The following is a 23,862-nucleotide window of genomic DNA, read 5'->3' as shown; positions in this document are numbered from 1 at the left end:
TTCCGGAGGGGATCGGGGTGGGACGGGAGGTCAGAGCGCGCGCAACCGCGGCGCGAGATCGCGTTCGAAGCTGTCGAAGAAGCGCTGCTGGTCGTCGCCTGGGCTGTGGAAGACCAGGTGGGTGAAGCCCGCATCGACGTAGGGCTTGATCTGCGCGACCGTCTCCTCCGGGTCTGAGCCGACGATCCAGCGCTTCGCGACCTGCTCGATCGGCAGCTCGTCGGCGGCGCGCTCCATGTCGACCGGGTCGGTCAGCGAGTGCTTCTGCTCGGGAGTGAGCGAGAGCGGCGCCCAGAAGCGCGTGTTCTCAAGCGCGAGAGCCGGGTCGGGATCGTAGGAGAGCTTGATCTCGATCATCCGATCGAGGGTGGAGGAGTCGCGGCCGCCCGCCGCCGCGCCCTCCTCGACCGCGGGGAGCAGCTTCTCGGTGTAGAGCTCCATCCCCTTGCCCGACGTGCAGATGAAGCCGTCGCCGGCGCGCCCCGCGTACTTGGCGACGACGGGGCCGCCCGCCGCAATGTAGACCGGCACGCCGTTCTCGGGCTTGTCGTAGATCGACGCCTCGTGGGTGGAGTAGTACTCGCCGTCGAACGTGACGCGGTCGCCCGCCCAGAGCGCGCGCATCAGGCGGACCGCCTCGCGCAGGCGGGCGAAGCGTTCCTTGAAGTCCGGCCAGGTCTGCTCGCCGGCGCCCTGGTAGCCGGTGGCGACTTCGTTCAACGCCTCGCCGGTGCCGACTCCGAGCATGATCCGCTCGGGGTAGAGCACGCCGAGCGTGCCGAACGCCTGTGCGATGACGGCGGGGTTGTAGCGGTAGTGCGGAGTCATCACGGAGGTGCCGAGGCGGATCGTGGAGGTGCGCTCGCCGGCGGCCGCGAGCCAGGCGAGGGAGAACGGGGCGTGGCCGCCCGTGTGCCGCCAGGGCTGGAAGTGGTCGGAGACGACCGCGCTCTCGAAGCCGTGCCGCTCGGCGCTGACCGCGAGCTCCACGAGCTCGCGCGCGCCGAACTGCTCCGCCGATGCCTTGTACCCGAGCGTGATCGTCATCTGCAGCCTTTGTGAGAGGTGGGGCGGCCCCTGGAGACGGGGCAACCCCTCCATTCTGCGCCTGCTGCGCCGACGAGCGGGACGGGTGGACGGACCTGGGGAGGCCATGTCCAGATTCGCGGTTGTGGAGGAGCGTTAGGCCGCGGGAGCCGCGATGTTCACCATCCAGCCGACGCCGTAGCGGTCGACCAGCATCCCGAAGCGATCGCCCCACGGCGAGGCGACCAGCGGTTCGAGGACCGTGCCGCCTTCGGCCAGGCCCTCCCAGTAGCCGCTGAGCTCCGCGTCGTCGTCCCCGAAGAGCGCGATCGTGATGCGGGCGCCCGTCTCGGCGGGGCCCGAGGAGGGGGAGTCGGAGCCCATCAGGATCATCCCGCTGGGTGTGACGAGCTGCGCGTGCATGATCCGGTCCTGATCGGCCGGGTCCTCGCTCATCCCGACGTCGCCGAAGCGGCTCGAGGTGAGTTCGCCGCCGAGGACGCCGCGATAGAACTCCATCGCCTCCTGCGCGGAGCCGTCGAAGCCGATGTAGGGGGTCAGTGAAGTGGGCACGGCGCGCCTTTCCGTCGAGGTCCGCCCAGTATCTCCGCGTCATGCCGCGAGCACCAGAGGGATCGGCGGAGGGGCGCTGCAGCCGCCCCGCTCAGAGGTCGTCGCGGGTGGGCGGGTTCGCGCCGGGGCGTGACGTCGTGATGCCGGCGACCTGCGCCGCGTGGCGACCGATCAAGTGCAGGGCGGGGCCGTCGAGCACCGGGCCGTTCGCCGCGCCGAGTCCCTGGCGGAACGCCTCGTCGAGGATCGCGCCCATCGCGGAGTCGCCGGCGCCGATCGTGTCGGCCACGACAATCTGCGCGGCGGGCACGGTGACCCGGGTGAGGGCTGAGGCCAGGAGCAGTCCCTCCGCTCCGCGCGTCACGACCGCGAGCTGCGGCCCGAGCGCGAGCAGGCGGCTGAGCACCTCGTCCAGCTGCATCGTCGGGTACAGCCACTCCGCGTCTTCATCGCTGAGCTTCACGACCTCGCAGGCGGCCGCCACCCGCTCGAAGCGGGCGAGCGCCCCGGCGTGGGCCCCGACCAGTGCCGGGCGGATGTTCGCATCGACGCTCGCCGTCACTCCGGCCGGCAGGGCCTCGAGCAGCTCGAGCACGGCGGATCCGCCCGGCTCGAGGAAGATCGCGATGGAGCCGGTGTGCACGTGCGCGGCGCCGCTGGGATCGGCGGCCGGAGGGTTCCAGGCGAGGTCGAACACGTAGCGCGCCGAGCCGTCCGCGGCGAGCACCGCCCGCGCGGTGGAGGTGCGCGCCGCGTCACCGTGCCGCACCTCGACTCCTGAGGCCTCGAGGTGCGCGCGGATGCGGCGGCCGCGCTCGTCGTCGGCGATGTCGGTGACGAGGGTTGCGGATCGTCCGAGGCGGGCGAGGGTGAGGGCGACGTTGGCGGGAGACCCGCCGACGTGCTCCGTGGCGCTGCCGTCGCGCTCGACGATGTCGATCAGCGCCTCGCCGATGACCAGGATGTGAGATGCCGCGCTGACGCGCTCGTCGGTGGAGGACATGCCGACATCATGCCGGGTGGCGGGTGTCCCCCGCGACGCGGGGCCGCCAGGAACCGAAGTCCGTCGGCCGCTGGCGCGTGTATGCGCTGTTCTCAGCCTCGGTTCCGTCCCTCCGCCAGCACGACGTCGAGGATCGTCACCTCGATCAGCGGCGCGTACAGCGCCATCGCGTCCAGCGCCCGCCGGTGGTCGGCCTCGGAGGCGCCCGCGCAGGCGTCGGCCACGACCCGCACCCTCACCCCGGCATCCGCTGCGGCAAGCGCCGTCGACAGCACGCAGCAGTCGGTGGCGACTCCGGTCAGGACCAGTTCACGGCTGTCATCGAGCTCCGCCTCGAGTTCCGGCCCCCACTTGCCGAAGGTCGTCGCGGTGATCGTCCGGTGCCCCTCGACCCCGTCCACGAGGTCGTAGAGCCGGTCGTCCTGAGGCACGAGTGCGAACGGCCACTCGCGGTAGTAGGGGATCCACGCGCCGCTGGGCTGCTCGGGTGCGACGAAGCGGGTGGTGACCACGCGCTCCCCGAACGCGGGCAGCAGGCGCCGCGTCCCCTCGACGGCGCGCGCGAATTCGGCCGAGCCCCACGGTGAATCCGCGTCGGCGAAGACATGCTGCAGGTCGATCGCGACGAGCAGGCTCACACCGAGGCCTCCTGGCGCCGGACCGCCCCGCGCGAGAGCGCGAGCGTGCCCGCGAAGCCGATCACGAGCGCCACGAGGACGCCGAGGTTCGCGCCCGCCCAGTCGCCCTCGCGGCCGCCGAGCGGCCCCAAGAGGTAGCCCTCCCACTCGAAGCCGGGGGAGTAGTTGACCACCAGTCCCCAGCCGAGGACCGCGCCGACCACCACGAGCGCGACCGGCACCGCCGAGACGCTCCCGTAGCGGCCGCGGGAGTTGTAGAGCGCCTCCTGGTCGTAGTCGCGGCGGCGGAGCAGGAGGTCGGCGAGGAAGACGCCGAGCCAGGCCGCGATCGGCACGCCGAGCGTGATCAGGAACCCCTGGAACGGGCCGAGGAAATCGCCCGCGACGAACACGACGTACACCGCACCGAGCACCATCAGCACGCCGTCGATCCCGGCGGCCAGCGGACGCGAGACCTTCAGCCCCGTGCTCAGCAGCGCTAGGCCCGAGGAGTAGATGTCCATCACCGCTCCGCCGATCAGGCCGAGTAGCGCGACGACGATGAAGGGAAGGAGGAACCAGGTCGGCAGGATTCCGGCGAGCGCGCCGATCGGGTCGGCGGCGATCGCGTCGGAGAGCTCCTTCGAGGAGCCGGCCAGGAGCAGGCCGACGACGACGAGCAGCACGGGTGCGACGGCTCCGCCGATCGTCGTCCAGGCGATCACACCGCTCGTGCGCGCCCCGCGGGGGAGGTAGCGGGAGTAGTCGGCCGCCGCGTTCACCCAGCCCAGCCCGAAGCCGGTCATCATGAACACCAGGCCGCCGATGACCGCGGCGGCGGAGCCGGCGGGCAGGGCGCCGACGGCAGCGAGGTCGATCCGATCGAGCACGAGAGCGATGTAGACCACAGTGAGCACGGCGGTGGCGATCGTGATCGCGAGCTGGAGCCGCATGATCAGGCGGAAGCCGGCGACCCCGGCGACCACGATCAGCGCGGCGACCACGATCAGCGCGACCACCTTGGTGAGCACGCCCCCGTCCCAACCGAACTCCTCGAACACCGTCGCTGTCGCGAGCACCGCGAGGGAGGCGAGCACCGTCTCCCAGCCCACTGTGAGGAGCCAGGAGATCACCGAGATCAGGCGGTTGCCGTCGACGCCGAAGGCCGCCCGGCTGAGCACCATCGTCGGTGCGGAGCCGCGCTTGCCTGCGACCGCGACCAGCCCGCAGAAGAGGAACGAGACGACGATTCCGATCACGCCGACGAGGGTCGCCTGCCAGAAGGAGAGCCCGAAGCCGAGCAGAAACGAGCCGTAGCTCAGCCCCAGCACCGACACATTCGCGGCGAACCACGGCCAGAACAGGTCGCGCGGGCGGCCGTGCCGCTCCGACTCCTGGATCGTGTCGAGGCCGTTGAGCTCGATGCCGCCGGCGGGGCGGGTGCTCGGACGATCGGGGGAGGTCATTGCGTCCTCGTTCTCACGGGTGCCGGCCCTGCGCCGCAGCTGCACCGAACCTACAGCGCGTCGCGCTCGAACAGCAGCCGGAGCGATTCCAGATCATCGGCGACCCGGGCGCAGTCCTCGTCCCACTCGTCCATGCTCATGCCAGGGCGCCGCCGCACGGTGAAGGCCACCTCGGCGCCGTCCCCGTTCGCGAGCACCCGGAGCGGATTGTCCACCATCGTCCCGTCCGGAAGGGTGACCTCGTGGTCCGCGACGCCGAACGGGTTCTGCGGGGCGAAGCGCACCTCGACCCGCCCCATCGGCGAGTCGGCGAACCAGCGTCCGTCCACCTCGTCGAGCGCGGAGGAGGCGAGGCCCGCCGCCCAGCGCGGGAGGTTCGCCGGGTTGGACACGAAGGCGTACACCTCCGCGGCCGGTGCCTCGATCACGACGCCCACGGGGCGCGACTCGTACACAGTCATCCGCTCATCCTTCTGCTGGGTACTCGGTGCTCGTCGCTCAGTGCTCGTTGCTGAAGCTGGCGACCAGCAGGGCGGCGAGCGCCGTCCGCTCCAGCATGCCCTCGATGCCGATCGACTCGCTGCGCGCGTGCGCCCCCTCACCCGGAGCACCGAGTCCGTCGAGCACCGCAAGACCCAGCGCCGCGACGAGGTTGCCATCGCTCGCTCCGCCGACCGCGATCTCGCGCAGCGGTACGTCGATCCGCTTCGCGACCCGCTCGGCCCGGCGGTAGAGCGCGGCGACGGAGGCGGTCCGCTCGAAGACGGGGCGCTCCCACGAGCCGCGGACCTCGAGCCGGATGCGCGGATCGGCGGCGGCGAGCGCCTCGAGCTCGGACTCGACCCGCGCCGCCTCGGCCGCGCCGCGGATCCGCGCCTCCAGCTCCAGGCGCACCCGCGCGGTCGTCACGTTGACGCGGGATCCGCCGGACACCACGCCGATGTTGACCGACGTGCCCTCCTCGGCCCGCGCAATCGCGAGCACCCGCGGAATCAGCGAGCCGAGCTCGTGGATCGCGCTCGCCCCCTTCTCCGATTCGACCCCGGCGTGCGCCTCGACGCCGACGACGTCGATCACGAATCGTCCGATGCCCTTGCGCGCCGTCTTCACCGCGTCGCCGATCGCGCCCTCGAACACCAGGACCGCGTCGGCCCCCCTGCACTGCCGCTCCAGGAACGGGCGGGAGGCGGCGCTGCCGACCTCCTCGTCCCCGCTCATCACCAGCCGGATCGCGGGGTGCGGAATCCGGGCGTGCCGGAGCGCGACCACCAGCCACACCATCTGCACCAGCCCGGCCTTCATGTCGTAGCTGCCCGGTCCGCTCAACCGGTCGCCCTCGACGCAGAAAGGCCAGGATCGGGTGGTGCCCAGCGGCCACACCGTGTCATAGTGGCCGAGCAGCGCCACGAACGGACGGATGCCGCGGTGCGGACGGGTGCCGTCGCTCGCCGCCACGGTCCAGCTGGTGGCCGTCGGCGCGTCCTGTGCTCGCTGGTGCTGCACGTCGGCGTCGTGCCCGAGCCGCTCGCCGACCCAGTGGACCAGGAAGGAGTGCAGCTCGCCGAGCGCCTCGGGCGAATCGCTCGGGCTCTCGATCATGACGAGGTGCCGGACGTCGTCGAGCATCCGGGAGCGGTTGTCACGGAGGAAGGCACGCACCCGGGCGGCGTCGTCGGCATCGGGAAAAGTCATCGACTCCGGAGTACCAGAGTGCGCCCGCTCGCGCGAACCCGCCGGCTCGCGCTCAGCCGCTGACGCGCGCCGACTCGCTGACTCGCGGTGACTCGCTGAACCGTTCGCGGCGCCGTTACGTTGGAGCAGGAAGAGGTGGAGATGTCCGAGGATCAGGCGCAGATGCTGCGTGCACTGCACGATGAGCACTCGAGCGCGCTCTGGCGTTTCGTGCTGCGCCTGACCGGCGACCGCCACATGGCGGAGGACGTCGTGCAGGAGGCGCTGCTGCGCGCCTGGAAGCACCCCGAGATCCTCGCGCAGGGCGAGGCCGCCGCCCGTTCCTGGCTCTACACCGTGGCGCGGAATCTCGTCATCGACGACCGGCGCAGCGCCCGGTATGCGCGGGAGTTGGGCACCGACGAGGTTCCCGAGCGCCCGACCGCCGACCGCACCGACCAGGTCCTCGACGCCTGGCTGCTCTCGGACGCCCTCAGCGGCCTCAGCCACGACCACCGCGCCGTGATCGTGCACGCCTATTACGGCGGGCGCACGGTCACCGAGATCGCCGCGCTGCTCGAGATCGCCCCGGGGACCGTGAAGTCCCGGATGTACTACGGGATGCGCGCCCTCAAGCTCGCCCTGCAGGAGCGGGGGGTGACGGAGCTGTGAGCCACGACCCCTCCTCCGACGCCACACACGGCGACGCCTTCCGCGACTGGGACGCCGCCTACCTTCTCGGAGCACTCACCGCCGCGGACCGCCGCGCCTACGAGCTGCACCTGCGCGCCTGCCCCGCCTGCCGCGAGGCCCTGGCCGAGTTCATGCCGTTGCCGGGACTGCTCGCCCACCTCCCGCAGGAGGAGGCGCTGCGCCTGATCGATCAGCCGGAGGAGAGCGCGGAGCCTGCTCCCGCTGCGCTGCTGACACGCCTCGCCGCGGCCGCCGACTCCGTCCGCCGGCGCACGCGTGTGCGCGTTGCCGGCCTCGTGCTCGCGGCCGCGGGTGTCTCGGCGGCCGCGGCTGTCGCGCTGCCGCTCGCGATCGGCTCGTCGCTCCCGCCGGTCGAAACCACCGCCTCGACCGTCTCGCTCGCCGCCGCGCCCGGCGTCCCGGTGGAGGCCTCGGTGGCGTTCGTCCCTCAGCAGTGGGGCACCCGGATCGACATGGACTGCAGCTGGGCGGAGACGGCCGAGCAGTACGCGGGGTCGGCCGGTTACGTCCTCTACGTCACGGACACCTCGGGCGACACCGAGGCCGTCGGCTCGTGGACCAGTGCGCCGGGGACGACGATGGAGCCCAGCCTGGCCACCGGTCTGCCGCTCTCCGAGATCGCGTCCGTCGAGGTGCGGCTGCAGGGCTCGGACACGGTCGTGCTCACCGGCCACCCCTGAGACGCGCCGGCATGAACTCGCCGACCGGCACGCAGATTCGCCGGCACCCCGAGCCGGCGATCGGATTCCCAGGCGACCGCCTCGCGGACTGAGTAACTTCTCAGTCATGACGATCGCGACTCTCGCCCTCGCCTCCGCGGCGACCGCCTCCTCCTCCGACAGCATCGACGAACTCTCCGGACTCGTCGGCGTCGCGGCACGGGTAATCGCCTCGCTCGGCGAGGTCGGCGTCGGCCTGCTGACGCTGATCGAGACGGTGTTCCCGCCGATCCCGAGCGAGCTGGTGCTGCCACTGGCCGGATTCCTCGCGCATCAGGGGCGGATGAACCTCGTACTGGTCGTGGTGACCGCGACACTCGGCGCCTACCTCGGCGGCCTCGTCCTCTACGCGCTCGGGCACCGCATCGGCACGGAGCGCTCGATCCGCCTGCTCTCGAAGCTCCCGCTCGTCGACCGCGAGGACTTCGAGAAGGCCGTCGGCTGGTTCCGTCGTCACGGCACCTGGGCGGTGCTCGTCGGCCGCCTGATTCCCGGTGTGCGCAGCCTCATCTCGCTCCCGGCGGGCGCCGAGCGGATGAATCTGCTGGTGTTCTCGGGGCTGACGATCTTTGGATCCGGGGTCTGGAACGGCCTGCTGATCGGGCTCGGCGCCGCCCTCGGTACGCAGTACGACCTCGTCGACCAGTACGCGGGCGTCCTCGACGCGATCATCTACAGCGCGATCGGCGTGCTGCTGCTGGCGCTCGTGGTGCGCAGTGTGCGCAGGCACCGAGCGGCCGCGCACACCGGCTCGCGCCGCTGACCCGGGAGGCCCGGCCTGTCGGCTGCGCAGTCAGCTGCCGACGCGCAAGGCCCAGCGCCACCCCGCCCCTGTGCCCTACCGTCGAAGGGTCCGCACTCCCCGACGCGAAGGAACAGCCATGTCCGAGACCGCCGCGCCCACGATGTCCCGCACCTCCGTCGAGCGCTGGTGGATCATCGCCGTCTCGCTGATCGCGATCGTGCTCGGCGTCATCGCCGTGCTGATCCCCGGCCCGACTCTGCTGACCGTCGCCATCGTCTTCGGCATCCACCTGATCGCCGCGGGCGTCTTCCGCCTGCTGCTGGCGTTCACCGCCGCACGGCTCGACGCCCGCGTGCGCTGGCTGGCCGGTCTGCTGGGCGCGTTGATCCTGGCCGCGGGCATCCTCTGCCTTTCGAACCCGTTCCAGTCGCTCAGCGTGCTGGGCCTGGTGATCGGCGCCGGCTGGATCCTCGACGGTGTCTCGAGCATCGCCAGCGGTCGCTCCGTCGCCGGGCCGGCCTGGCTGCCCATCGCGGCGGGCATCGCCTCCGTCATCGCGGGCGTGCTGACGATCATCATGCCCGTGTTGGCCCTGGCTTCCTTCGTCACCGTCGCGGCCATCCTCCTGATCGTCGTCGGCGTTTCGGGCCTGCTCCTGCTCCCGGGCCGCACCCAGCGCCCCGCGAGCACGGAGGCGTAGCGCCGGTTCAGGAGAGCCAGTCCTCCGGCACCCAGACTCGGCCGGTGGCGGCGAAGAGGATCCAGGACGCAGGAGCCAGGGTCCAGAGCGCCACGATCCACCGGTACCCCGGCAGGCGCGAGCGCACCGCGCGCACTTTGCCTCTGGCCACTCGTGGCGAGAAGATCAGGAGCGCGTTCGCCGCGATCGAGATCAGCGCGCCGACGATGACCGGACCGCCGATCAGGTAGATGACCAGGGCCTCGTCGCGCAGCATGCTCACCGCCCCGACAAGCCAGAGCGCGATGAGGGAGCCCGCGGTGACGAGCGACACGTTCCGCGCGAGTGCGTCACCGGGGCGCGCGGGCTCGGGTGCGTCGTTCGCCGCCTCTGAGCGGGCCCGCAGCCGGACCGCGACCGCGATGGCGATCGCCAGAACGGTGGAGAACGGCCCGAGGAGCGCGATGGACCGGGAGGCTCGTGATCGCTGCGCATCCGGCGACCCTAGCCACGGGCGTCCGCGGGCCCGGAGCTCTGGGGCGTCCTCCGTGCGAGCATCGTCGGCATGGCCGATCCCGATCTCGTCCCCGAGCTGCTCGTCGCCGACCTCGAGCGCAGCCTCGCGTTCTGGTGCGGTCCCTGCGGGTTCCGGATCCGGTACTCGCGACCCGAGGAGGGCTTCGCCTACCTCGTGCTCGGCACCGCTCACGTGATGCTGGAGGAGGCGGGGCGGGGACGCAACTGGATCGCTGGGCCGCTGGAGCGTCCACTCGGCCGTGGGATGAACCTGCAGCTGCACGTCGAAGACGCCGACCGGACGGCGGCGGCGCTCGCGAAGGCCGGGACGGTGCTGTTCTCGCCGCTCGAGACCCACTGGTACCGGATCGGCGCGGAGGAGGCCGGCGTGCGGCAGCTGGTGGTCGCGGATCCCGACGGCTACCTGCTGCGGTTCCAGTCGTCGCTCGGGCGCCGACCTGCCTGAGCACACCCGCCGGCCGTGCGTCGACGTGACGCGACCAGCGGCCGACGCGCCACCATCCGTTCGGCTCGTGACGTCATGCCAGCGAGTGATGCCGAGGACGTCTCGGGGCTGGTTCCATCGGGGACATGACCCAGCACACCGCCACCGCGACCCTCGAGAAGCCCCTTGCCGCCGCCCCCGCCGCCTCCGACCTCGCGCCGATCGCCGAGGTCGAGCGCGAGCCGCTCGTCCGCCCCGCCGACCTGGTGTCGGCGCTCACGGGCATCGCACTCTGCTTCTTCTCCCTTTTCGTCTTCGCCATCGCGCACTGGCAGTACTTCGGCACCGATGTCGACGAGGTGAGCGTCCTCGGCTGGCTCACCCCTCTGATCGCCGGCGTCGCCTGCGTGCTCGTGGCCGTCGTGTCGGTCTCTTCCCGCGCCGCCGGGCGCCGTGCCGAGCGGTCGGCAGCGTGAATCCCGTCCTCGCCGGTCCCGGCCTGCGGGCGGCCGAGCAGCTCCTCGTGCGCGCCGGCTGCCTCCGCCCCGAACACCCGTGGACGAGCGGTCCGGCCACCGCCGCGGCGCCCCGGATCGACTTCGCGGTCCTCGCCGAGCAGGCCTGCCTCCTCGACCTCTCGGAAGAGGCGGTCGCCCGCATCGCGGTGTCGCTCGCCACCGGCCGCGCCGTCGACCTGCGCAGCGCCTTCGGCCACCTCACCCGCGACCACGCGGCGCTGGTCATGACCGCGGTCGCCGTCGCCTGCGGGCACGACCAGGTGAGCAGCCGGATCCGTGTGGTCGGCGAGGAGCGGCGCGTGGAGACCGTCCTGCCGCTCGCCGACTGGCCCTCGTGAGCCCGCCACCGACCCGCGTCGCTACGGCCTTTCAGAGGTCCCCGGTTTAGGGTATCCGTGTGCAACGAGTCGACGATTCTCCAGGAGCCGGACCGGTGGCGACCTCACCCGAGTCCGGTGACCAGGGGGAGGCGTCCGCTCATCGGCTCTCCCCGACGGCAACCTCTCCCGTCCAGGTGACGAGCGGCGAGGCCGGTTACCAGGGCGGCAACGTGGCCGATCCGGTCTGGCAGTCGTGGCGCGACGAGCTCGCCGGGGTGGGCGGTCCATCGCCCCTGCTGCACTTCGTCGACTCGCCCCGGACCCGCATCGAGCTCTCGACCACTCACCCCGGCGGGCTGCCCCCGTTCATCTCGGGGAAGACCACGCTGCTCTCCTCGCTCATCCGCGACGAGCTCGCCCTGCGCACGGCCAAGATCGCGGCAGGAGCGATCACCGACAAGGGGATCGAGCTGCGCTCGGTCCGCGGTATCGAGGGCGTGCACCTCGCGATCGGCCTCGCCCAGTGGCGCGCCGGCGACACGGAGTTCACTGCTCCCGTGCTGCTACGACCGCTCGCAATCCGTCGCTACGGCCGCGACTTCGAACTCAAGCTCAAGGGCCAGCCCTACTTCAACCCGCAGCTGGCGCGCGCCCTCAAGCAGCAGTTCGGCATCACCATCGATCCGGAGCAGTTCGTCGAACTCGCCGTGCAGAACGGCGTCTTCAAGCCGCAGCCGGTCATCGACCAGCTCCGCGGACTGACGTCGCACCTGCCCTGGTTCGCCGTGCACCCCCGCCTCGTGGTGTCGAGCTTCGCCGACGTCGCAGGCGACATGCTCCGCGACGCCCGGATGCTCGAGCACCCGGTGCTGGACGCGGTCGCCGGCAACCCGGCTGCCAAGCGCGCCCTGCAGCAGTCGCAGAAGGTGGCGTCGATCATCCCGCAGGACGAACGGCCGCCGGCGACCGACACCCTCCTGCTCGACGCCGATGCCGAGCAGGAGCAGGTGATCGCGAACATCGCGGCCGGCAACTCGCTCGTCGTGAAGACCCTCCCCGGCACGGGCGGCACCCAGACGATCGTCAACGCCATCGGTGCCCTGGCAGCTCAGCACAAGCGCGTGCTCGTCGTCAGCGCCCGGCGCTCGAGCCTGGACAGCATCCACCAGCGCCTGCTCTCGGCGGGCCTGAGCGGCATCGCGGTGGGTCCGCGCACGCTGCGCCGTGACCTCATCCAGTCGATCGGCCGCAACGAGAAGGCCGCGCGTCCCTCGGTCAGCGAGATCGACGACGCGCTCCTGCGCCTACGGAAGGTGTTGCTCGATTACCGCGGTGCGCTCTCCCGCCGCGACGAGAGCTTCGGCGTCTCGGCCCTGCAAGCCCTCGAAGAGCTGGCGCGCCTCTCGCAGCTGCGCACGCCTCCCTCGACCGCCGCCCGCCTGGACCGCCGCTGCGTCACCGCCCTCGCCCACAGCCGCCCCGAGGCGACGCGGATGCTGATCGAGTCCGCGCGCCTGGGCGAATTCCGGTTCGGCCCGGGCGACTCGCCCTGGTATGGTGCGCAGTTCGACTCCACCGCCGACGCCGAGATCGCGCACGAGCTGGCCAAGCGGCTGCACCTGCGCGACCTGCCGCGCCTGCTCGACCGTGGTCAGGACGTCATCGGCCAAACCCGGATGCGCCCGTTCGAGTCGGTCGCCGAGCTCGGCATCTACCTGCGCCTGCTGCAGGACGTCCGTGACACTCTCGACAAGTTCCAGCCGGCCGTCTTCGACCGCTCGATCCAGGACCTCATCGTCGCGACCTCCCCGCGCCGCGAAGCCACCGAGATGTCCGCGACCAACCGGCGGCGGTTGAAGAAGCTCGCCCGCGAGTACCTGCGCCCCGGAGCGCACGTGACCGACCTCAACGCGGCACTGCGCCGGGTGCAGCAACAGCGGACGCTGTGGCAGCGCTACGCGGTCGCGGGCACGATCCCCGAGGTCCCGGTCGGCGTCGCCGACGTGCAGGTCGCCTACCAGGCAGTCACGGATCAGCTGAGCCGCCTCGACGAGCCGCTCGGCCGTCGAGGCACCAACCTCCAGCTGGCCTCCCTTCCGCTCGCGGAGCTGGCGTCGATGATCTCGGGGCTCGCCGAGGACAGCGAGGTGCTGGCCAACCTGCAGGAGCGCACAACCCTCCTGGCGACCCTGCGCGACTGGGGCCTGGATCCGCTGCTCACCGACCTCTCGCGCCGCCACGTGCCGGCCGAGCTGGTCGCGGGGGAACTCGACCTCGCCTGGTGGCGTTCGGCGCTCGAGATCATGCTGACCGACGAGCGTGCGCTGCTCGGCGGCAACACCGGCGTGCTCGACCGCCTCGAGGCCGACTTCAAGCTCGTCGACGAGGCGCACGCCGCCTCCAGCGCGGAATTGCTCGCCTGGAAGCTCTCGGAGACCTGGAAGATCGGGCTCGTCGACTGGCCCCAGGAGCGTGACGCGCTCCGGGCGCTGCTGCGCACCGAGTCGTCGACGACGCCGCAGGAGCTGCAGAAGGCGGCGCCGCACCTCTCGCGGGTGCTTGCTCCGGCCTGGCTCGCCTCGCCGTACGAGGTGCACCGTATCGGCACCGAGACGACCTTCGACGCGGTGTTCCTCGTCGACGCGGGTGCAACGACGCTGGCCGAGAACGTCGGAGCGATCCGTCGCGCCAAGCAGGTCGTCGCGTTCGGCGACCCGGTCACGCAGACGCCCACCCCGTTCGGCCTCCGCGTCGATGAGACGCCCGAGTTCGGTTCGACCGCATCGCGCACCGACGTCGAAGCGTTGCACGCACAGTCGGCGCTCGCCCGCCTCGGCGAGCTGCTGAACACCGTCACGCTGACCCGCAGCTACCGCGCGGGCGGCGAGGACCTGGCCGAGTTGGTCAACCGTCGCTTCTACGGCGGGCGCCTCGACGCGCTGCCGTGGGCGGGGTCGTTCCTCGGGCACGACTCGCTGCGCTTCCACTACATCGCGAGCGGGCACGGCATGCCCGAGAACGACTCCGGAGCCGTCGAGTCGGTCGACGCCGAGGTCGCGAAGGTGGTCGAGCTGGTGCTCGAGCACGCCGTGATCCGTCCGCGGGAGTCGCTGATGGTCATCACCGCGAGCCCTCGCCACGCGGTACGGGTGCAGCAGGCGGTGCTGACGGCGTTCGCCAAGCGCGCCGACCTCAGCGACTTCATCCTCGGCGACCGACCCGAGCCGTTCACCGTGGTGACGTTGGAGCAGTCGGTCGCGCAGAGCCGCGACCGCGTCATCTTCTCGATCGGCTACGGTCGTACTCCGCACGGCCGTCTGCTCTCCAACTTCGGTGCGCTCGCGGAGCCGGGCGGAGAGCGCCTGCTGGCGGTCGGGATGACCCGCGCGCGTCGGTCGATGGACATCGTCTCGTGCTTCCGCCCCGGCGACATCGACGAGTCGCGCATGCGCTATGGCATGGTCGCGCTCGCCCAGGTGCTGCAGGAGGCGGAGGATCGCGTCCAGCCGAGCGACCGCGACGACTACTCCGAGCCGATGCTGGTGGATCTCGCCGCGCGCCTGGAGCGCCGCGGCCTCCGGGTGAACATCGGGCACAAGGGCAAGCTCGCGCTGGTCGCCGCGTACGGGACTCGGGCCGTGGTGGTCGAGACCGATCGCGATGTGAGCACGCAGAGCCTGCGAGTGTCGCTGCGCCTGCGCCCGGAGCTGCTGCGCCGGCTGGGCTGGCACTACCTGCGGGTGCACAACTTCGAGCTGTTCGCCGACCCCGAGGCCGTGGCCGCGCGGGTGGCCGGGCTGATCGGCGCGACGGGTGAGGAGTCGGTTGCCGCTCCCGGTGTCGCCGCAGTCGCTGCTGCTCCTGCGTCGGGCGAGACGCAGCCCGTCGAGCCGCTTTCGCGCGACTGACTGTGGCGCCGGATCCGGACGCTCCCGCGGGTGAGGACCGGCCGCTGCGGCGTACTCGCGGCGGCCGCCGGGCGACGCTCCCCGCGAAGCCCGGCACCGACCCGTCCCCGCACGACGCTCCGGCCGCAGACCCCGCCGCGACACCTGCGCGACCCGACACCGGCCCGAACGATACCCGCCTGCGCCAGGACGTTCCGCCGCACTACTGACCCTCGCGGCCCGCTCGGTCTCCCCACGGTGGAGGTGTCTGGACGACACGCGTGTCAGCGTTTCGGGCGCGCCGTTCGCGGGACGCTCTGTGGAACGCGCCCGTGTGTGGAAGTCGACTGCGGTCTTCTTCCGCCTCGGCGGAAGAAGACAGAACGGTGGAGGTGTCTAAACGAAACGCGTGTCAGCGTTTCGGGCGCGCCGTTCGCGGGACGCTCTGTGGAACGCGCCCGTGTGTGGAAGTCGACTGCGGTCTTCTTGCGCCTCGGCGGAAGAAGACAGAACAACTCAGCTCGCGCTGTTCTTCGCGAGTAGGTCGCGGATGTCGGCGAGGAGTTCGAGCTCGGTCGGGGCCTTGGCGTCGGTAGTGGAGGCGTCGGCGGCCTTCTTGGCGAAGGCGGCGTTCTTGAGGTGGTTGATCGGCAGGACGAATGCGAAGTAGAGGATGAACGCGATAATCACGAATTGAATCAGGGCCGAGATGACCGCTCCGTAGGCGAGGACGGTCGGGTCGTCGCCGTTCTCGCCCGGGCGGATGGTCCAGGTGAGGGCGTCGAGTGACGAGGCGTCGAAGATCACGCCGAGGAGGGGGTTGAAGATGCCCGTCACGATCGCATTCACAATCGTGGTGAAGGCTGCGCCGATGACGACGGCGACAGCCAGGTCGATGACATTGCCACGGAGGACGAACTCCTTGAAGCCGTTGATCATGGTCGTTCCGTTTCTCGGGCCGGGTGGTGGGTGACGGGTCAGACGCCGGAGGAAGAGGAGCCGGAGGATCCTGAGGACGACGACGTGGACGAGCCGGAGCCGGACGAGCCGGAGCCGGACGAGCCCGAACCGGAGGAGCCGGCACCGGACGCTCCGGACGACGAATCGGACGTCCCGGATCCCGACGACCCCGATCCCGACGACTCCGATCCCGACGACCCCGAGCCGCCGTCGCCCGACGTCCCGCCCGAGCGTGAGTCGGTGCGGTAGAAGCCGGAGCCGTTGAAGGTCACGCCGACCGCGCTGAACACCTTCCGCAGTGCCCCCTGGCAGCTCGGGCACTCGGTAAGGCTGTCGTCGGTGAACTTCTGCTGGATGTCAAAGGCGTTGCCGCACTGCGTGCAGCGGTAGGAGTAGGTCGGCACAGGGGGGCTCCTCGGAGGCGAGTGGGGGAGAAAGAAGACGAGTCAGTGGCGCAGGTCGACAATGCCGGAGGGAGTGACGACTCCATCGACGGCTTGGTCGTGAACCTCACTGGGCACCCGGTCGACGAGCTCGCTGTCGAAGACGACGGCGTAGACGGGCGGGCACTTCTCCATCGAGCCCAGCGTCTTATCGAAGTAGCCGCGGCCCCAGCCCATCCGCATCCCCTGCCGATCGACGGTCGCGGCTGGAACCACGATGAGGTCGACGTCATTGATCGCGATCGGTCCGAGCAGCTGACCGACCGGCTCCGGCATGCCGAACAGGCCCTGCGTCTCGGTGTGTCCATCGCCGACGGCCCAGTCGAGCAGGCCGTCCTGGCGCGAGATGGGGAAGAGGACGCGGATGCCGTGGCTCTCGGCCCAGCCCAGGAACGGGCGGGTGCTCGGCTCGTCTGCCGCGGAGAGGTAGCAGGCGAGGGAGTGGGCGCCGAGACGGGTGGCGAGCTCGATCAGGTGGGTGGTGATCTGCTCCGCAGCCTGTTCGCGGGCGGTCGAGGTCTGCGTGCGGCGGCGCTCGCGCAGCTCGGCGCGCAGCGCCCGCTTCTCATGCGTGATGTCGGCTGGCATGCGCTCAGTCTAGAACCGGGCCTTCGGTTGAGCCGTGCGAGCGGGGCGCTGAGGGACGTCGCTCTCGCAGCATTTCGGAACGGAGTTCGGCGCTCTCTGGTGCCGGTTCTGGCGCGAAACGTCCGCGACTTCCACCGCCGCTAAGATGACGCCCCATGGGCACTCGAATCCGCAAAGCCGTCATCCCCGCCGCCGGCCTCGGCACCCGCTTCCTGCCGGCGACCAAGGCCATCCCCAAGGAAATGCTGCCGGTCGTCGACAAGCCGGCGATCCAGTACGTGGTCGAGGAGGCGGCGGACGCCGGTCTTCAGGACGTGCTCGTGATCATCGGGCGCAATAAGAATGCGCTCGCCAACCACTTCGACTCGGTGCCCGAGCTCGAGCACAACCTGTCGAAGAAGAAGGACGACAAGAAGCTCGAGCACGTCAAGTACGCCAGCGACTTAGCCGACGTCCACTTCGTCCGCCAGGGCGAGCCCAAGGGTCTGGGCCACGCGGTCGCCCGTGCACAGCGCCACGTCGGCGACGAGCCCTTCGCCGTCCTGCTCGGTGACGACCTGATCGATGCCCGCGACCCGCTGCTCTCGCGCATGATCGAGGTCGCCGAGGGCCGCGACACCACGGTCGTCGCGCTGCTCGAGGTCGACCCCGACCAGATCCACCTCTACGGCTGCGCCGCGGTCGAGACAACCGACGAGGACGACGTGGTGCGGATCACCGGCCTGGTCGAGAAGCCCTCCAAGGAGGACGCCCCCTCGAACCTCGCGATCATCGGACGCTACGTGCTGAAGCCCGACGTGTTCGGCGTGCTCGAGCACACCGCCCCGGGCAAGGGCGGCGAGATCCAGCTGACCGACGCGCTGGAGCGCATGGCCCAGGACCCGGCCGAGTTCGGCGGGGTCTACGGCGTGGTGTTCCGCGGCCGCCGCTACGACACCGGAGACAAGCTCGACTACATCAAGGCGATCGTGCAGCTCGCCTCCGACCGCGAGGACCTCGGCACCGACCTCAAGCCGTGGCTGAAGGACTTCGTCGCCGGGCTCTGAGCCCCGACTCGTTCGCCGCGTCGGACGGACGGGACCCCCTGCTGCGGCTGGGGATCCCGTCCGTTCCTGCATCCGGCGAGAGCACCGGCGGCCGCAGAGTCCAGTCCCCTCCTGCGGCGCGGCGGAGCAGTAGGGTCGCATCATGCCGCTCCCGATCCCGACGCTCACCGAGGGTCGTGTCACCGTCCGCCCGATCCGCGTGCGCGACGCCCGTCCTCTGGAGCGCGAGCTGATCGCGAACCGATCGTGGCTGCGCCAGTGGGAGGCGTCCGACCCGCGCGGGGGCGCCGCGTTCGACGTGCGCGCCAGCATCCGCTCGCTGCAACAGAACGCGCGCGCCGGCGGGGGAGTACCGTTCCTGATCGACTGGGACGGCGACCTGGCCGGGCAGCTCAACATCTCGAACATCGGCTACGGCTCGCTGTCGTCCGGCTCGATCGGCTACTGGGTGTCCGAGCGCTTTGCCGGCCGCGGCATCACTCCGCTCGCCGTGGCTCTTGCCGCCGACCACGCCTTCCTCGACCTGAGCCTGCACCGGATCGAGATCTGCATCCGTCCCGAGAACCGGCCGAGCCTGCGCGTGGTCGAAAAGCTCGGCTTCCGCTACGAGGGCCTGCGGCGCCGCTTCATCCACATCAACGGCGATTGGCGCGACCACTTCTGCTTCGCGCTGGTGGCGGAGGAGGTGCCGCGCGGAGTGCTCCGCCGCTTCTTGGACGGGCAGGTCCCATCCGATGTCGGCGTGCCGAGTGACGTCGATCTCCGCGCGTCTCGCCGCTCCGGGCTTTCCGGCCCCTCCGACGGCGCCGGTGTCCCTCCGACCGGGCCCCGCCTGATCCGCGATTCACACGGACACACCTACCCGTAATGACGGATGGAAGTACCCGGTACTCCTAGCGTTGTCCGCATGAGTAGCGACTGGCTGGGCGGGGGCGTCGTCTGGGCGCTCGCCGCTGTTTTGTGGGTCGCCTACTTGATCCCCACGTGGATGCGCCGACGGTCGTACAACGCGACCGAGCGCAACGCGGTGAGGCTGCAGCAGACGCTGCGGATCCTCGCCGAGACCGCGGAGGTGCCCGAGCACGTGCGTGCGGAGGCGACAGCCCGCGAGGTGGCGCTGCAGCAGCGCCGGCTCCGGGTGACCGAGACACGACGACGAGCCGAAGAGAAGGCACAGACGATGGAGCTGGCACAGGCGGAGAAGGCGGCGCGCGAGGCGCTGCGACGGGCGGCCGCGAGCGCACGGCGGAGCACACGGTCGGGGCCCTCGGCCCTGCGGTGGCGTCAGGGAGCCGCGCTGACCGTGTTGGTCGGCGTGGTCGCCGCGCTGGTCGGGCTCGTGATGCTGCCGTTCGGCGGCACGGGGGCGGTGCCGCTTGTCGGCCTGCTCCTGTTGGTCGCGGGCCTTGGCACGCTGATCCTGTTGGCGCCCGGTCGCCGCCGTACCGCCGCTCCGGCCGCGGTCGTGCCGACAGCCGCCGCGACCCAGCGGCGCCGCGCCGAGGTCTTCGAGGCCGAACTCGCGGAGGACGAGGCGGACACGGCCTCCGAGGAGTTCGACGAGGACCGCGCGAGCTGGACGCCGAGGCCGCTGCCGAAGCCGCTCTACCTCTCCCGCGGCACGGTCGCCGCTTCGGCGATGGCCTCGATCGACGCCGTCGAGCGGCTGCGCACGGCGGCGGCGGAGGCGGAGCGCGCCCAGCGCGCCGCCGCGAACGCGCCCGAGGTGGCCCCGCTGCGTGCCCCGCGGGCCGCCGCGTCGGCTCCCGAGGCCCACCGTCCCTCTTCCCGCTTCGCCTCGATGGGCGTCGTCGACGGTGTCGACGCAATCGACCTCGACCAGGCGTTGCAGCGCAGGCGCGGAGCCTGACGCGGAGGCAGGGTGCCCGCTCGGCCGTGCTAATGTGGACGAGTTGTTCGGGCCGGTGACGGCTCGGGAGGCACGGGTCCGTGGCGCAGTTGGTAGCGCGCTTCGTTCGCAATGAAGAGGTCAGGGGTTCGAATCCCCTCGGATCCACCAGAGTGTTTTTCTTCGGCTCATCCGCGCAAGCGAGTGCCGAAGAATGTTCGGCGCGAGACCCGCTCTTCTGAGCGGGTCTTGTGCGTTTCGGGCCTGTCGGTAACCGCCTGCCGTGCGAGGCTAGGCGCTGCTCGACCGTATCGGGCTCCCAGCCGGGCATCCGTGGGAATTCGACCCCCCAAAGGGTGAAGAGGGCCACTCTCGCTGATGAGCCGGTCGCAGTGCTCGCTTGGCGCGCTCGGCGGCCTATGCCGCGGCGAATTGTGTCCAGCCCCATCATTAGCGCACACTGGGGGAGTGGCAATCAAAGTGACCCTTGTTGATGATCTCGACGGCGTGCTCGCACCCGACGGCTCGACGGTGCAGTTCTCGATCGACGACGACGTCTACGAGATTGACCTCTCTCCGAGAAACCGACAGAAGCTCCGGGCGGCCTTCCGACCCTATATCGATGCGTCGCGGCGAGCGCGCTACCGCATCACCGATCTCCCGGCTGTGGGGCCGAAGAAGTAGAGCCTGACCGCTGTGGTCGGTCGGACGTGAGGTGGCCCTGCGTTCCTCCTGGCCGAGGGTAATCTCAGCATTCGTCTGACGTCAGCCAAGGGCGGTTGCGCGGCATCCACTCCGACATGATCGTCTGGCCCAGAAGGAATACTCGTCGACGATGACGGGAGGTTCCGACGTTCCCTGGCTGGGTCGGGCTGGTCGGACCGGTCTCCGTGACCGTTCCGAGCGCAGGGGGGTCACCGTTGCTCGCGCCTTGAAAGCGCTTCGAGAGTGGGGTCTTCGCGGGGGCCGGTGTACCGGAGTAGGACTCACTCCTGTCGCGGTCCTCCAGCAATCAGCGGAAACTTGAGTGCCGACGATTCGTGAGCAGCGGTCTCGGTGAGGTGCGCTCAACGATACCGACGTCTGCCCGACCAGAAGGGTGGCAGGCCCCGGCGTCGTGGTGGTGCGCCGTGCCTCCTCGCGGATCACGAGGTGTCCACTCGACCGACGACCTCGGCCCGGGCGCGTCGATGACGCTGAGCGGCATGTGGGCGACTGACGCTCCATGTCACCCGAACGCGGACGCGAGCATCCGTCGGGTTAGGGGATAGGGTCGCTGAACGTCGGCCAGGAAGAGACCCTCGATCGACCCGGAGTCGTCTGATTCCCTCTCAATCCCCGCTGGACGTCAGGAGGTTCGCATGTCGGAAGTCACGATGGACAACGCTCCGAGTGGTCGGCTCGCGCGGTCGGTCCTGTGGATAACAGGCGTCGCGGTCCTCATCTCCGTGATGGGATCGTCGTTGAAAAACACCGTGCAGGTCTACTTCGAGCCGATGGCCGAGTCGTACGGCGAGCCCCGAGGTGCGTTCGCACTGGCGACGACGATGTTCGCCCTCACCATCGCGGTGGCCTCGCCGATCGTCGGTGTGCTCTCGGACCGGCTCGGTCCACTGGTGGTCCTTCGCAGCGGCCTGGTCGTGTCGGCCGGGATGTTCGTTTCCCTGTCCTTCGCTCAGAACTTTGTGCTTCTCGCGGTGCTGTACGGAACGCTGGGGGCGATCGGCTACGCGTCGCTCTCGTACATCCCGATCGGTGTGCTCGCCGATCGCGCCTTTCCTCCCGAGCGGCGAGGTTTTTTCTACGCCCTCCTGACCAATGGGACCGCCCTCGGCTTCATCCTCCTCGTTCCTTTGTGGATCTGGCTGGAGAGCGTCACGACATGGCAGTCCGTGATGCTCGTCCTGGGGGGCGTCTTTATCGTCGTCTTCCTCCCGCTCTCCTTCACCGTTCGCATCGTCGAACCGGCGGCGCGCTCGGTGTCGGACTCACCTCAGCGTCGCCTCCGGGGAATGACAGCGGCGCTGAGCGTGCCGTTCGCTCCGCTCGCGCTCGCCTTCATGGCCTGCGGTGCCACGATGGCATTCGTCGACGTTCACCTCATGCCCGATATGGCCGATCATGGGGTGACCTCGACGGCGATGTCCAGCGCAATGATCCTGATCGGATCGACGGAGATCATCGGTGCCTTCATCGCCGGCCTTCTCTGCGATCGCGGGTTCGTTCGAGGCGTCCTGCTTGCCGCTTACCTGCTTCGTGGCTCGGCAGTTCTGCTGCTCGCCGTCGGTCCCAACGATGTCGTGGTCCAGTTCTTTGGAGTCGTCTTCGGTTCGAGTTACCTGATGACCGTCGTTGCGACAACGGTGTGGATCGTCGAGTCCTACCCTGCGCGGGTCCGCGGTTTGCTGCTCGGGGTGCTGTGGGCCGTCCATCAAGTCGGTGCCGCACTGAGCAGCCAGGTCGGCGCGGTCCTGCACGACCACGTCGGCGGCTACGAGCCCATCCTGTACACGGGAAGCGTCTCGTGTGCGATGTCGCTCGCCATCGTTGCCTGCCTCCGTGGTCCGAAGAAGCGCGAGAAGAACGCTGGACCCTCGGACGTATCGGTGCTCGACACCACGAATTGATCAGCGTCGACCGACGCGCTCGTCCGGTAGCGCGCTCGCCCGGTAGTACGCCACGTCCGTGCACGAGGCGGAGCTGCGATGAGGAGGAAAAAAAGGATGCACGTACACGACATCATTGGTATCGGTTTCGGGCCATCGAATATCGCTCTGGCGATTGCGCTCGAAGAATCGGGTAGATACGAGGACTGGCTATTCCTCGAGGCTTCGGAAACGCCGATCTGGCAGGAGGAAATGCTTTTCGAGATCAGCCTCGACACCTACTCGAATATCCAGAACATCCCGTACCGAGACCTTGTCACGCCCCGCAATCCTCGAAGCAAATATACATTCCTCAACTATTTGGTTGAAAACGAGCTCCTGTTCTCCCATCTCAACATGGATATGTTGATGCCGCTGCGGCCCGACTACGCACAGTACATCCAGTGGGTGGCGCAGCAGTTCGACAACCGCCTTCATTGCAATCGGCGAGTGCAGACGCTCACCTACGACGAGACCGTCCCCGGGGGAGGGGCTTACCACATCGTCACTACTTCGGGGAATCACTATCACGCGCGGCACGTGGTCGTCGGCACCGGCCGGGAGCCGAATGTACCGGAACAGTTCGCGGGGCTGGAGACGGACCGAGTCGTTCATCAAGCACAGTATCGGACCAGAACCACACCGGTACTCGCCGGACTCGGGCCTGACAGTAGAGTCGCAGTGGTCGGGAGCAGCCAGAGCGCAGGTGAGATCCTGCTTCACCTCACGAAGACGTATCCTGACATCTCGGTCCACTCAATCATGCGCAGATACGCCTTCCCGCTGAAGGACACTAGCCCCTTCATGAGCGAGGCGTTCTTCCCAGAATTCACTGACATGTACTATCACGCCTCTGCACAAGTAAAACAGCGGATAGATCGGGATATCATCAGGACTAATTATGGCGCGTGCGACATGGACGTGTTGGAAGAGCTTTACCGGCAGATGTACTACGACAAGCTCCGCGGGCGCGAGCAGATCGAGCTGCATCGGTTGACCGAGGTCGTCGAGGCGGCAGCCGACGAGTCCGGCGGTGTGCGTCTGATACTCGAGAACCACGCGACGGGTGAGGTGAAGGGCGCCCTGTTCGATCTCGTCGTGCTGGCGACGGGCTTCGTCACCACCGGATCAACTCCCGGAGATCTGCCGAGGATCGGGCTGCTGGAGGGCCTGTCAGAGTGGCAGGAGCCCGCGCTCGGAGCTCTCCAGGTCGACCGCGGGTACGCTGTCCGCTTCGCGAACGCCCCGCACGATGTTTCGGGGGTGGTCGCGTTGAACGGCCTGTGCGAGCGAAGTCACGGAATCGGCGACGGCGGGTCATTGAGTCTCACCTCCATCCGATCGGCCGAAATTCTCCGTCGAATCGAGGAAGCTGATGCCGACCGTCACGCACTGTCTGCGGTCGGTGCAGGCGGTGAAAGACGATGACGAC

General features: G+C 69.8%; 25 protein-coding genes, 1 tRNA gene and 1 pseudogene. 16 read left to right on the top strand and 11 right to left on the bottom strand.

Translation table 11 applies throughout. The features are described 5' to 3' along the window. Nucleotides 1-30: 30 nt before the first annotated feature. From fgd to A6122_RS10565, 7 genes are all read right to left on the bottom strand, one after another. Nucleotides 31-1,047: a glucose-6-phosphate dehydrogenase (coenzyme-F420) gene (fgd, locus tag A6122_RS10595; RefSeq protein WP_068254676.1), complete on the bottom strand. Its 1,017-nt coding sequence runs from the start codon at nt 1,045-1,047 to the stop codon at nt 31-33. Nucleotides 1,048-1,182: 135 nt separating this feature from the next. Further along, the gene (locus A6122_RS10590; RefSeq protein WP_068254675.1) at nt 1,183-1,599 is read right to left on the bottom strand and encodes a VOC family protein; all 417 of its coding nucleotides are present in this window, start codon (nt 1,597-1,599) and stop codon (nt 1,183-1,185) included. Nucleotides 1,600-1,690: 91 nt separating this feature from the next. After that, nucleotides 1,691-2,602: a carbohydrate kinase family protein gene (locus tag A6122_RS10585; RefSeq protein ID WP_068254674.1), complete on the bottom strand. Its 912-nt coding sequence runs from the start codon at nt 2,600-2,602 to the stop codon at nt 1,691-1,693. Nucleotides 2,603-2,694: 92 nt separating this feature from the next. Continuing rightward, nucleotides 2,695-3,240, bottom strand: coding sequence for a cysteine hydrolase family protein (locus A6122_RS10580; protein ID WP_068254671.1), 546 nt, complete (start codon nt 3,238-3,240; stop codon nt 2,695-2,697). Beyond that, nucleotides 3,237-4,685, bottom strand: a complete 1,449-nt coding sequence (locus tag A6122_RS10575) for a purine-cytosine permease family protein (protein ID WP_068254670.1) — start codon at nt 4,683-4,685, stop codon at nt 3,237-3,239. The genes A6122_RS10580 and A6122_RS10575 overlap by 4 nt, the downstream gene beginning before the upstream one ends. Nucleotides 4,686-4,735: 50 nt before the next feature. Then, complete coding sequence (locus A6122_RS10570; RefSeq protein ID WP_068254667.1) at nt 4,736-5,146, bottom strand: SRPBCC family protein; 411 nt, start codon at nt 5,144-5,146, stop codon at nt 4,736-4,738. A gap of 37 nt (nt 5,147-5,183) precedes the next feature. Then, complete coding sequence (locus A6122_RS10565) at nt 5,184-6,377, bottom strand: M20/M25/M40 family metallo-hydrolase (RefSeq protein ID WP_208855020.1); 1,194 nt, start codon at nt 6,375-6,377, stop codon at nt 5,184-5,186. Between the two features lie 141 nt (nt 6,378-6,518). On the opposite strand from A6122_RS10565, the gene A6122_RS10560 reads away from it, so the two are divergent. The 4 genes from A6122_RS10560 (at nt 6,519) to A6122_RS10545 (ending at nt 9,234) form a co-directional block, all read left to right on the top strand. Beyond that, the gene (locus tag A6122_RS10560; RefSeq protein WP_068254664.1) at nt 6,519-7,028 is read left to right on the top strand and encodes a sigma-70 family RNA polymerase sigma factor; all 510 of its coding nucleotides are present in this window, start codon (nt 6,519-6,521) and stop codon (nt 7,026-7,028) included. Further along, entirely contained in the window at nt 7,025-7,750 is a 726-nt protein-coding gene (locus A6122_RS10555; RefSeq protein ID WP_068254661.1) for an anti-sigma factor family protein, read from the top strand. Before A6122_RS10560 ends, A6122_RS10555 begins: the two co-directional genes overlap by 4 nt. Nucleotides 7,751-7,856: 106 nt before the next feature. Then, nucleotides 7,857-8,552: a DedA family protein gene (locus A6122_RS10550; RefSeq protein WP_068254659.1), complete on the top strand. Its 696-nt coding sequence runs from the start codon at nt 7,857-7,859 to the stop codon at nt 8,550-8,552. A gap of 118 nt (nt 8,553-8,670) precedes the next feature. Next, nucleotides 8,671-9,234: an HdeD family acid-resistance protein gene (locus A6122_RS10545; protein WP_084415968.1), complete on the top strand. Its 564-nt coding sequence runs from the start codon at nt 8,671-8,673 to the stop codon at nt 9,232-9,234. A gap of 7 nt (nt 9,235-9,241) precedes the next feature. Here A6122_RS10545 and A6122_RS10540 read toward each other — a convergent pair whose 3' ends face one another. Beyond that, nucleotides 9,242-9,547 (bottom strand): hypothetical protein, encoded by a 306-nt coding sequence (locus tag A6122_RS10540; protein ID WP_068254656.1) that lies wholly within the window; start codon nt 9,545-9,547, stop codon nt 9,242-9,244. A gap of 231 nt (nt 9,548-9,778) precedes the next feature. Here A6122_RS10540 and A6122_RS10535 point away from each other — a divergent pair, with 231 nt between their 5' ends. The 4 genes from A6122_RS10535 (at nt 9,779) to A6122_RS10520 (ending at nt 14,920) form a co-directional block, all read left to right on the top strand. Continuing rightward, nucleotides 9,779-10,195, top strand: a complete 417-nt coding sequence (locus A6122_RS10535; RefSeq protein ID WP_068254654.1) for a bleomycin resistance protein — start codon at nt 9,779-9,781, stop codon at nt 10,193-10,195. A 125-nt stretch (nt 10,196-10,320) separates the two neighbouring features. Next, nucleotides 10,321-10,650, top strand: coding sequence for a hypothetical protein (locus A6122_RS10530; protein WP_068254653.1), 330 nt, complete (start codon nt 10,321-10,323; stop codon nt 10,648-10,650). Then, on the top strand, nt 10,647-11,030 hold the full coding sequence (locus tag A6122_RS10525; RefSeq protein ID WP_068254652.1) for a hypothetical protein: 384 nt from the start codon (nt 10,647-10,649) through the stop codon (nt 11,028-11,030). Before A6122_RS10530 ends, A6122_RS10525 begins: the two co-directional genes overlap by 4 nt. A gap of 95 nt (nt 11,031-11,125) precedes the next feature. Then, nucleotides 11,126-14,920, top strand: a complete 3,795-nt coding sequence (locus A6122_RS10520; RefSeq protein ID WP_068254651.1) for a DEAD/DEAH box helicase — start codon at nt 11,126-11,128, stop codon at nt 14,918-14,920. 495 nt (nt 14,921-15,415) lie between these two features. On the opposite strand, the gene mscL is transcribed toward A6122_RS10520, so the two are convergent. After that, a complete protein-coding gene (gene mscL / locus A6122_RS10510) occupies nt 15,416-15,838 on the bottom strand; it encodes a large conductance mechanosensitive channel protein MscL (protein WP_068254647.1) in 423 nt (140 codons plus the stop codon). Nucleotides 15,839-15,868: 30 nt separating this feature from the next. Between mscL and A6122_RS17570 the strand changes: the two genes are divergently transcribed. Continuing rightward, the gene (locus A6122_RS17570; RefSeq protein ID WP_068254644.1) at nt 15,869-16,108 is read left to right on the top strand and encodes a hypothetical protein; all 240 of its coding nucleotides are present in this window, start codon (nt 15,869-15,871) and stop codon (nt 16,106-16,108) included. A gap of 14 nt (nt 16,109-16,122) precedes the next feature. On the opposite strand, the pseudogene A6122_RS17565 reads toward A6122_RS17570, so the two are convergent. Together A6122_RS17565 and A6122_RS10500 are read right to left on the bottom strand one after the other, a co-directional pair. Beyond that, nucleotides 16,123-16,263: pseudogene (locus tag A6122_RS17565) on the bottom strand (FmdB family zinc ribbon protein); the annotation flags it as partial. A 42-nt stretch (nt 16,264-16,305) separates the two neighbouring features. Further along, complete coding sequence (locus tag A6122_RS10500; RefSeq protein ID WP_068254642.1) at nt 16,306-16,890, bottom strand: 5-formyltetrahydrofolate cyclo-ligase; 585 nt, start codon at nt 16,888-16,890, stop codon at nt 16,306-16,308. A 155-nt stretch (nt 16,891-17,045) separates the two neighbouring features. Here A6122_RS10500 and galU point away from each other — a divergent pair, with 155 nt between their 5' ends. The 7 genes from galU (at nt 17,046) to A6122_RS10465 (ending at nt 23,858) form a co-directional block, all read left to right on the top strand. Then, entirely contained in the window at nt 17,046-17,936 is an 891-nt protein-coding gene (gene galU / locus A6122_RS10495) for a UTP--glucose-1-phosphate uridylyltransferase GalU (protein ID WP_068254640.1), read from the top strand. 142 nt (nt 17,937-18,078) lie between these two features. Further along, complete coding sequence (locus tag A6122_RS10490; protein WP_084415966.1) at nt 18,079-18,804, top strand: GNAT family N-acetyltransferase; 726 nt, start codon at nt 18,079-18,081, stop codon at nt 18,802-18,804. Between the two features lie 39 nt (nt 18,805-18,843). Continuing rightward, complete coding sequence (locus tag A6122_RS10485; RefSeq protein WP_068254639.1) at nt 18,844-19,806, top strand: hypothetical protein; 963 nt, start codon at nt 18,844-18,846, stop codon at nt 19,804-19,806. A 74-nt stretch (nt 19,807-19,880) separates the two neighbouring features. After that, nucleotides 19,881-19,956, top strand: a tRNA-Ala gene (locus A6122_RS10480). 297 nt (nt 19,957-20,253) lie between these two features. Then, a complete protein-coding gene (locus A6122_RS10475) occupies nt 20,254-20,469 on the top strand; it encodes an Lsr2 dimerization domain-containing protein (protein ID WP_167542370.1) in 216 nt (71 codons plus the stop codon). A gap of 677 nt (nt 20,470-21,146) precedes the next feature. Next, complete coding sequence (locus A6122_RS10470) at nt 21,147-22,412, top strand: MFS transporter (RefSeq protein WP_068254634.1); 1,266 nt, start codon at nt 21,147-21,149, stop codon at nt 22,410-22,412. A 96-nt stretch (nt 22,413-22,508) separates the two neighbouring features. Then, a complete protein-coding gene (locus A6122_RS10465) occupies nt 22,509-23,858 on the top strand; it encodes a SidA/IucD/PvdA family monooxygenase (RefSeq protein ID WP_167542369.1) in 1,350 nt (449 codons plus the stop codon). Nucleotides 23,859-23,862: the final 4 nt, after the last annotated feature.

The sequence above is a fragment of the Rathayibacter tritici genome (assembly GCF_001641005.1).
GTDB classification, from domain to species: domain Bacteria; phylum Actinomycetota; class Actinomycetes; order Actinomycetales; family Microbacteriaceae; genus Rathayibacter; species Rathayibacter tritici.
The sequence above is the reverse complement of the archived record's forward strand: the minus strand, read 5'-3'. Positions and strand labels throughout refer to the sequence as shown.